Origin of the sequence: Nostoc sp., from assembly GCF_036916575.1 — a bacterium.
Lineage (GTDB): Bacteria > Cyanobacteriota > Cyanobacteriia > Cyanobacteriales > Nostocaceae > Nostoc.
Genome location: NZ_JBALGC010000149.1, coordinates 1 through 8,304 on the forward strand (window position 1 = coordinate 1; position 8,304 = coordinate 8,304).

Genomic DNA, 8,304 nt, shown 5'->3' on the forward strand with positions numbered 1-8,304 from the left:
GGCGTTGATGAATCGAATGGGAGGTGCTATCCCAGAACCCTACGAGGGAGAGGATTTCTTATTTTCCTCTGCCTAGAGTGATGGAAGAGCGTTACAGCGTATTGCAGGTAAATGAAGTACACGGGTAGGGACACAGCCATGTTCCCTACGATAATCTGTACTTCACCTTGGCGTAGCCCAAGGTAGAGAAATTGCAATCTGCTGTAGTTACTCAAGTAATCATGACTAAACGCCGATTACCAAGAAATCTAGAAAGGGATCAATACGGTTTGGATAAGCACTCTTCACAATCGAGTTTGGTTTGGGGATTGGTTTTGGGGTAAAGGGTAAAGGATGTATTCAAAACATCAGTCCCTTTTTGCTTTAACCGAACCGTGTTGCGATAAATCATATCTCTACTTATCGTTTTGCTCGCAATTTGTGATTAATTCTTCGCCTGTGGGTGCGAACCAGGAATCGTTACATCTATTAGTGTCACCTGTGCTGCTAGCTGCGTCAAAGGTGGTTGAATGGTAGTTTGATTCCCCACCACTAGAGTCACGATCTTTTCTGGCTTGAGGTATTCTCGTGCTACCCGTTGCACATCAGCGGCTGTGGTGGCGGCGACAGCTTTTTGATAACGAAAAAGAAAATCAGCAGGATAGCCGTAATATTCGTATCGCATCAACCGTAATAAGGTTTGGCTGGGGTCTTGAAAGTTGAATACAAAGGAGTTAAGTGTAGACTCTTTGGCAAAAGCCAGTTCTTTTGCTGTTACTCTTTGAGTTTGGATGCCCTTGATTTCATCTTGTAAGGCTTTGACAAACTGGACGGTAGCATCCGACCGCGTTTGTCCACCAGCAATAAACATGCCAGGATAATCGTAGCGAGGACTCCACTGGCCATAGACAGAGTAAGCTAAACCTTGACGCGATCGCACTTCATTAAATAAGCGTCCACCGAATCCATTTAACACCCCATTCAATACATCCAGCGCCGCATAATCAGGATTGTCGAACCGTCCGCCTAAATGCCCGATAAGCACACTACTTTGCGTTAGTTGTGGCTGATTCACAAAAAAGACTCCACCTGTATTAGCTGGCGAAACCTTTGGTAATTTGGGTTTAGCAATACTTGGGTTGCGGTTCCAGTCGCCAAACTTAGCTTGAACGAGCGATCGCATTTTCTTAGCATCAAAATCCCCCACAATCCCTAAAATCATATTATTGGGGTGAAAATATTGCTGATAGAACTTGAGCAAATCCTCACGTTCAACCTGAGCTACCGTTGCATACTCTATCGTGCGGGCATAGGGACTATCTTTACCATAGATCAATTTCTTAAATTCTCGACTAGCAATCCCATCTGGATTGTCATTGCGACGGGCAATCCCACCCTTAGCTTGTGTCTTAGCCAAGTCTAGCTTTTCTTGAGCAAATACTGGCGATCGCAGCACCTCGGCAAACAGCCCAAACACCGTTTCTAAATCTTCACTGAGTGCGTCAAAGCTAGCACTACCAGAAGCTTCACCAATACTAGTTTCTACAGCCGCCGCCCGTTGCTCTAATATCTCGTTTAGTTCATCAGCCGAATGCTTCTTAGTTCCCCCAGTCCGCATCACCGCGCCTGTAAAACCAGCTAAACCGACTTTCTGTTGTGGTTCCAAGCGATTTCCTGTCCGCACAAACGCCGTCCCATTCACCAATGGTAACTCGTGATCCTCCATCAAATAGACAACCAAGCCGTTTTGGAGAACAAACCGCTCATACTTAGGTAACTTGATCTCAGGTAGCGGTGGCAACTGCAACTCTGTGTAATGCTTTGCTTGTGCCGTCGCCGCCAGAGAAAAGTTACAAGTTAAAAGTAAACACGCAAAAACAGCAACCAAGGCATAAATCAACCTCTGACTCTTTTGAGTTTTGAATTGTTTACCCTTCACCTTATACCTCTGCATACTCTCTTCCTTCGCGCCCTTTGCGCCCTTCGTGGTTCATTTCTCTTAAGCCTGTTTCGACAACAACTTACCAATCGTGCGATTTTCCGGTGTAAACGTCTCCTTTGCCACCCGCACAATATCAGCCGTCGTCACCGCCGCAATATCATCCAACTGCTTAAACAAATTTCGCCAAGAGCCAGTTTTCACCTCATATTCCAACAATTGTTCAGCCATCCCCGTATTTGAATCGAGGGTACGTAACAAACCCGCCCGTGCTTGGGTTTTCACCCGTTGCAAATCAACCGCCGCTACAGGCTCAGTTTTTAATTTGTCAATTTCTTGGCGCAAAGCCACCGCCAATTCATCAACTGTATGACCAGGAGCCGTGAGAGCATAGAAAAATATCAGGTTTGAGTACTTATCTCCAGGAAATCCACTATAACCTTGGGCACTTAGCGCCAAACGCTGCTTTTCTACCAAAGACTTATACAGCCGCGACGTGCGCCCATCACTTAATAAACTGCTAATGATTTCATAGACTGCATTATCTGGATGGGTAATTGCCGGACGATGATAACCTTCTAAATACCAGGGTTGAGAAGGTAGCTGTAAAGTAACTTCCCGTGTTTGTTGTTGTTGCGGTTCCGCCGGGATTTGTTCAACAGCTTTGGTTTTCGCTTGATAGCGTCCAAAATAAGTTTGTGCCAGTTTTTTCACCTCAACCGGGTTAACATCTCCGACAATAGCGATCGCTAAATTACTTGGTACGTAGTGAGTATCAAAAAAATTCTGGACATCTTCTGGTGTCAGATTACGGATATCTTCGTCATAACCAATCACCGGACGCCTGTAGGGATGGACTTTGTAAGCAGTATCAATAAACTTTTCCACCATCAATCCAATAGGTGAATTCTCCACCCGCATCCGTCGCTCTTCTAAAATTACATCTTTCTCTTTATAAAACTCACGACGAATTACAGGATCAAGAAATCGCTCCGACTCCAACGACATCCAAAGTTCCAGCTTATTGGCAGGAAAACTGTAAAAATAACGGGTGGCTTCGGTAGAAGTATTGGCATTTAAACCTACGCCTCCGGCTTGTTCGACAATTTGCCCCAATTCGTTTTGCTTGACTAGCTTACCTGCTTGCGATTCCACTTGCTTAAACTCAGCTTGTAACCGCGCAACCTCATCTTTTTTGCCATCGGTTTTCGCTGTTTTAATTTCGGCATCCAATCGTTCTAAGGTTTCTAATAGAGGTTTTTCTGCTTTGTAGTCTTGTGTACCAATGCGCGTTGTGCCTTTAAACGCCAAATGTTCCAGAAAGTGAGCTACACCAGTTTTGCCATCTGACTCATCCACACCACCGACATTGGCATAGGTAAGAAAGGAAACCACAGGCGCTTGATGTCGTTCTAAGACAATGAATTTTAGACCATTGTCGAGGCGAAACTCCGTTAAGCGCTTAATCACTCGATCCAAATAAGGTTGGATCAAACTTTGAACTGGTGGAGTTTTGGTTTCTTGGGGAAGAGGTGCCGTCTGAATTTGAGCCAGGGCAATTTCTGGCAGCAATCCGCACCAAAAAATGATCAAAGCTAACAAAGTTATAAACAACCGCTGCAATATCACAGATACTTGATCTGACCAATCCAAAATCCTAAATCTGTCTTGGAAAGTTGAGCCACTGCGTTGGTGAGGCAGTCCGGTCTTCTCCCAAAGGGAGACGGCCGCCGGCAAGCGGCGCACCCTGCAAGAAGCCGCACAAGCGTCTACAGACTTTCCGCCAAATCTCCAAATTGACCGACTGATCTGGTTCATAAGCAAAAATTAAAATAGAGTTACACTACCTAAAAAACATGATACTTAGCAAAAGAGGATTAATCTTGTATTAAGCTTTCAGCGCTTTTTCTACTTGACGTTAGACAATAATGCTACAAATCCTGTTCCGAAAATCTCACCATAACTGCTATGCGAGTTTTTAATTCTTCCCCGCTTTCAGAGGCTCAGACGCGCACCCGGATTTTAGAAGCAGCACAACGGTTGTTTGCTTCTCAGGGATTTGACGGCACTACTACCCGCGATTTAGCACAGGCGGCAGGTGTAGCTGAAGGCACTCTATTTCGTCATTTTCCCAATAAAAAAGCGATTTTGGTGGAAGTAGCCACGAATGGCTGGGTGGAGATTTTGACAGATTTACTGACAGAATTAAGTGAAATGGGTAGCTATAAAGCCGTAGCTCAGGTGATGCGCCGCCGGATGTGGAATTTCCAAAAAAATGCTGATTTGATGCGTGTTTGTTTTATGGAGGTGCAGTTTCACCCCGATTTGCGCGATCGCATTCAATTAGAAGTCATTACTAAAATGACCGATGTCGGCGAAGCATTCTTTCAAACAGCGATGGATAAAGGCATTTATCGCCAAACGGACGCCAAGCTAGTTGCTAAAGTTTTCTTAGGAATGTTTGCGATCGCAGGTTTTTCCAACAGCACTCTCATTGAACCTGACGCCTCCCCCCAAGAAATGCAGCAAATGGCAGAAGGACTTGCTGATATCTTCCTTAATGGAGTCTTAGCTAAAGAGTAAAAAATTATGAGTTAAGAATTCTGAATTATCAATTATGAATTATGAATTATGAGTTTTAACTCCAAACTCCTGTACAGACGCGATTAATTGCGTCTCTACTCCAAACTCCTGTACAGACGCGATTAATCGCGTCTCTACTCAAAACTCCTGTACAGACGCGATTAATCGCGTCTCTACTCCTAACTGATGATTGCTTGCGCTTGCTGACTCCACTGTTGTACTAATTCAATTGCTGGACACAAATCTCGTCGCTGCATTGTTGCTACCTGCAAGCGGATAATTTGTTGGTGCAATCTGTGAGTTGGAGTTTGAGCTAACTGCGCGACAGAACCAATACCCGCATGGAGCAATAAACCACAATATTGTGTCCCTACACTGGGAATACGCGCCAAGTCAGCCAAAGCTATCCATTTATTTACATACTGAAGATGAATTTGTAGTTTATTGGCTAACGCTAGTCTTTCCTCTAGAGTTTTCCCTTGTTTGATTAGCGCTACTGTGCTGGTAATCCCACAATTTTGCAGTTGAGATTGTTCCTCATGGCTCAGTCCAGGTAATTCCTTGATTGACCAGTCACGAGATTGGATAGGACTTCTACTATCTTTGTGTTTAGCAGACATTTTTGAAATTAAAATATAGGCTTGTTTAAATATTGTGGCAGTCGCTTCGAGGCAAGAGTACGCTCTTGCAGTTTAGTATTTGTATCGCCGTGTCATTTTAACCAAACCTCTTACAATGCGATTGCATCACCTGACAATGCGATTGTATCGCCCGACAATGCCATTGCATCGCCTGACAATGCGATTGTATTGCCTGATAATGCGATTGTATCGCCTGACAATGCGATTGTATTGCCTGACAATGCCATTGATTAGTAATATTAGGTTTATGCGGTAATTAACTCACCTTGCATAACAGTTACCGCTTGTCCGGCGAGAAAGACGCGATCGCCCCCGTCATAATACACTTTTACCACCCCACCGCGACTGGATGCCTGATAAGCCAATAACTCATTTTTGTGTAGGCGATCGCGCCAGAACGCAGCAAGGCAACAATGGGCTGAACCAGTCACCGGATCTTCATTAATACCTACCTCTGGTGCAAAGAAGCGAGAGACAAAATCATAATCTGAATTAGGATTAGTCAAGCTAGTAACTATAACTTTACCAATTGGTAAGGTTTTTAGTAGTTGAAAATTAGGCTGCATTTGCCGCACTAAATCTTCCGATTCTAATTCCACTAAATAACCTAGTGAATTCTGCAAGACAAATCTGTATGGTACACCCAAAGCAGTCTTGAGTTCTGGAGGCTTGATGATTACTCGTGAGTGATTCACAGGAAAATCTAACTCAATCCACTCACCTTGTAACTTAGCAATCAGCACTCCGCTTTTGGTATAGAAACGCGCAACTTCATTAGGTGATAAATGCCCCTCTGACCAAAGTACATGGGCACTAGCTAAAGTTGCATGACCACAAAGCGGTACTTCTACCGTAGGTGTAAACCAACGCAAATTGAAGCCATCATCCTGTCTAACTAGAAAAGCCGTCTCAGATAAATTCATCTCCTGCGCTACGTTCTGCATCCAGCGATAGTCTTGGGGAGTAGGCAAAACACAGACAGCAGCAGGATTACCTGCGAAAGGTATATTGGTAAAAGCATCAACCTGAGTAATGATTTGTCCCATTAGAGTTACCTTGAAAGTTAGACAGGAATATATTTATCAGAAGTGCGTTATAGATTTATGCCTCTAGTTACGATTGTTCTAAGACAACCTATCGTTACTAGGGGCGCACAGCTAGCTGTGCATTAGTGTCAACTTCAGGGCTACCAAAGCGCGTGTTACAAATGAGAACCGCCATATACAGTACCTTATAAATTAGGAATACAATCTCCGAAAACTAGGGTCAATGTTAAAGCAAAACGGAAACATGAGGATAAAAATCTTCAGAAGCATCTTTGCTGCTGTCAACTTAGCGCTAATTTCTGGAGGATTAGGTAGTTGTGTTGTTGAAGCACCGCAGCCACCAGCTCCCACTGAGCAACAAAAACCAGTCGTACAACCTACCCAACAGCCTAAGCAGACTAACCAGAACGACAAAAATGATAACGACAAACATCGCGATCGCAAGGATGATAAAGATGATGAAGATAAACAAGATAACGACTAAATAAAGGCACAACTATCACTTTTATCCTTTTCTTTAAGTTTCCATTTATGCTTATCCAACAAACTTCTACTTCCCTAATCGATAGTTTACGCCACCGACGGCAACAACTAGCCAACCTGACTGATTTTCCAGCAATTCTGTGGTCAGGTAGCAACAATCCGCGCAACTTTCCGGCAAATCTTTTTCCGTTTCGCGCTAGCAGTCATTTCCTCTATTTTGCCGGACTGCCATTATCAAATGCAGCAATTCGTCTAGAAGCGGGCAAGCTAGAACTATTCATTGACGACCCCTCACCCAGCAGCGCCCTTTGGCATGGAGAAATGCCAACGCGCGAGGAAATAGCCCTGCATATTGGGGCAGATGTGGCTCGACCAATGGCAGAATTACAGTCTTGGGTAGAAGATGCCGCCACAGTTGCTGTACAAGATGCAGCTACTTGGACGCAGCAGTCGCAGCTATTAAATAGATGGGTTTTACCACAAAGTCCTCCCCAAGGAATTGACTTGGAGTTAGCTAAGGCAATCATTACCCTACGCCTTACTCACGATGAAGCTGCATTAACCCAGTTGCGAAAAGCGGCGGCTGTCACTGTAGAAGCCCACAAAGTTGGTATGGCAGCAACACCAAAAGCGAAGCTGGAAGCAGAAGTTCGGGCAGCGATGGAAGGGGTACTTATTGCCCATAATATGACCACCTCCTACAACAGTATTGTTACAGTTCATGGTGAAGTTTTGCATAACGAACACTATCACTACCCTCTACAATCAGGTGACTTATTGCTTGCTGATGTTGGCGCTGAAACGGAGATGGGTTGGGCAGGTGATGTCACTCGCACTTGGCCAGTTTCTGGTAAATTTTCATCCACCCAGAGAGATATTTATAATATCGTACTAGCAGCCCATGATGCTTGCATTGCCAAAATACACCCTGGTGTAGAGTATGAAGATATTCATTTGCTAGCTGCCACAGTCATAGCTGAAGGTTTAGTAGAGTTAGGCATTTTACAAGGAAATCCCCAAGATTTAGTAGAGATGGATGCCCATGCCCTGTTTTTCCCTCATGGAGTCGGTCATATACTGGGTTTAGATGTCCATGATATGGAAGATTTGGGCGATTTAGCAGGGTATGAAGAGGGGCGTGAAAGAAGCGATCGCTTTGGCTTAGGCTACCTGCGTTTAAATCGTCCTTTGCGTCCAGGAATGCTAGTCACAATTGAACCTGGTTTTTATCAAGTACCAGCAATTTTAAATGATGCCAATGTTCGCTCAAAATATCAAAATGTGGTGAATTGGCAACGTTTATCTGAATTTGCTGATGTCCGCGGAATCCGCATTGAAGATGATGTATTAGTCACTGAGGTAGGTAGCGAAGTTTTAACAGCCGCATTACCAAATAGTGCCAGTACTGTGGAAGATTTAGTGAGTTGTTAAAAAATATCAGCGTTGCTGATTAGATTAGAGACGTTGCAATGCAACGTCTCTACAAGAGTTTTGAAATTACTTGAATCTATGCATTATGCCTTGCTAATTCATACTAATAAGAGCTGATTCGTAAACAAAAGCTTAAGATGCCATTCGCTTTAACATCAGACGAATTAACGAGCCAAAAATCATAGCTTCACTTAATTCTGTA

General features: G+C 43.9%; 7 protein-coding genes. 3 read left to right on the forward strand and 4 right to left on the reverse strand.

The window, feature by feature from the left end:
- Positions 1-424: 424 nt before the first annotated feature.
- Both V7L29_RS33835 and V7L29_RS33840 read right to left on the reverse strand, forming a co-directional pair.
- Positions 425-1,933, reverse strand: coding sequence for a M16 family metallopeptidase (locus V7L29_RS33835; protein WP_334738230.1), 1,509 nt, complete (start codon positions 1,931-1,933; stop codon positions 425-427).
- Positions 1,934-1,978: 45 nt separating this feature from the next.
- The gene (locus tag V7L29_RS33840; RefSeq protein WP_334738231.1) at positions 1,979-3,736 is read right to left on the reverse strand and encodes a M16 family metallopeptidase; all 1,758 of its coding nucleotides are present in this window, start codon (positions 3,734-3,736) and stop codon (positions 1,979-1,981) included.
- 150 nt (positions 3,737-3,886) lie between these two features.
- On the opposite strand from V7L29_RS33840, the gene V7L29_RS33845 reads away from it, so the two are divergent.
- Positions 3,887-4,501, forward strand: a complete 615-nt coding sequence (locus V7L29_RS33845) for a TetR/AcrR family transcriptional regulator (protein WP_334689489.1) — start codon at positions 3,887-3,889, stop codon at positions 4,499-4,501.
- Between the two features lie 179 nt (positions 4,502-4,680).
- Here V7L29_RS33845 and V7L29_RS33850 read toward each other — a convergent pair whose 3' ends face one another.
- Both V7L29_RS33850 and V7L29_RS33855 read right to left on the reverse strand, forming a co-directional pair.
- Positions 4,681-5,121, reverse strand: a complete 441-nt coding sequence (locus tag V7L29_RS33850; RefSeq protein WP_334738232.1) for a DUF4332 domain-containing protein — start codon at positions 5,119-5,121, stop codon at positions 4,681-4,683.
- Positions 5,122-5,387: 266 nt separating this feature from the next.
- Positions 5,388-6,188 (reverse strand): PhzF family phenazine biosynthesis protein, encoded by an 801-nt coding sequence (locus V7L29_RS33855; protein ID WP_334689491.1) that lies wholly within the window; start codon positions 6,186-6,188, stop codon positions 5,388-5,390.
- A gap of 244 nt (positions 6,189-6,432) precedes the next feature.
- Between V7L29_RS33855 and V7L29_RS33860 the strand changes: the two genes are divergently transcribed.
- Both V7L29_RS33860 and V7L29_RS33865 read left to right on the forward strand, forming a co-directional pair.
- The gene (locus V7L29_RS33860) at positions 6,433-6,672 is read left to right on the forward strand and encodes a hypothetical protein (protein ID WP_334738233.1); all 240 of its coding nucleotides are present in this window, start codon (positions 6,433-6,435) and stop codon (positions 6,670-6,672) included.
- A 47-nt stretch (positions 6,673-6,719) separates the two neighbouring features.
- The gene (locus V7L29_RS33865; RefSeq protein WP_334738234.1) at positions 6,720-8,102 is read left to right on the forward strand and encodes an aminopeptidase P family protein; all 1,383 of its coding nucleotides are present in this window, start codon (positions 6,720-6,722) and stop codon (positions 8,100-8,102) included.
- The last annotated feature ends 202 nt before the right edge of the window (positions 8,103-8,304 follow it).